This window comes from Kosakonia arachidis, assembly GCF_900116535.1.
Classification (GTDB): domain Bacteria; phylum Pseudomonadota; class Gammaproteobacteria; order Enterobacterales; family Enterobacteriaceae; genus Kosakonia; species Kosakonia arachidis.
The window spans coordinates 1-1192 of record NZ_FPAU01000022.1 but is presented as its reverse complement, the minus strand read 5'-3'; the positions used below and the strand labels follow the sequence as shown (position 1 = coordinate 1192).

Here is a 1192-nt window from a genome sequence, read left to right as displayed (position 1 = left end):
AGTGTCGCTGCCGCAGCTTCGGTGCATGGTTTAGCCCCGTTACATCTTCCGCGCAGGCCGACTCGACCAGTGAGCTATTACGCTTTCTTTAAATGATGGCTGCTTCTAAGCCAACATCCTGGCTGTCTGGGCCTTCCCACATCGTTTCCCACTTAACCATGACTTTGGGACCTTAGCTGGCGGTCTGGGTTGTTTCCCTCTTCACGACGGACGTTAGCACCCGCCGTGTGTCTCCCGTGATAACATTCTCCGGTATTCGTAGTTTGCATCGGGTTGGTAAGCCGGGATGGCCCCCTAGCCGAAACAGTGCTCTACCCCCGGAGATGAATTCACGAGGCGCTACCTAAATAGCTTTCGGGGAGAACCAGCTATCTCCCGGTTTGATTGGCCTTTCACCCCCAGCCACAGGTCATCCGCTAATTTTTCAACATTAGTCGGTTCGGTCCTCCAGTTAGTGTTACCCAACCTTCAACCTGCCCATGGCTAGATCACCGGGTTTCGGGTCTATACCCTGCAACTTAACGCCCAGTTAAGACTCGGTTTCCCTTCGGCTCCCCTATTCGGTTAACCTTGCTACAGAATATAAGTCGCTGACCCATTATACAAAAGGTACGCAGTCACCCCATTAAGAGGCTCCCACTGCTTGTACGTACACGGTTTCAGGTTCTTTTTCACTCCCCTCGCCGGGGTTCTTTTCGCCTTTCCCTCACGGTACTGGTTCACTATCGGTCAGTCAGGAGTATTTAGCCTTGGAGGATGGTCCCCCCATATTCAGACAGGATACCACGTGTCCCGCCCTACTCATCGAGCTCACAACCTGTGCGTTTTCATGTACGGGGCTGTCACCCTGTATCGCCGGACTTTCCAGACCGTTCCACTAACACACAAGCTGATTCAGGCTCTGGGCTCCTCCCCGTTCGCTCGCCGCTACTGGGGGAATCTCGGTTGATTTCTTTTCCTCGGGGTACTTAGATGTTTCAGTTCCCCCGGTTCGCCTCATTAACCTATGGATTCAGTTAATGATAGTGTGACGAGTCACACTGGGTTTCCCCATTCGGACATCGCCGGGTCAAAGGTTCATATCACCTCGCCGGCGCTTTTCGCAGATTAGCACGTCCTTCATCGCCTCTGACTGCCAGGGCATCCACCGTGTACGCTTAGTCGCTTAACCTCACAACCCGAAGATGTTTCT

The 1192-nt window shown here is 53.3% G+C and carries 1 rRNA gene; it reads right to left on the bottom strand.

What is annotated here, in order from left to right:
* Positions 1-1171, bottom strand: a 23S ribosomal RNA gene (locus BM427_RS25105); the annotation flags it as partial.
* Between the last annotated feature and the right edge of the window lie 21 nt (positions 1172-1192).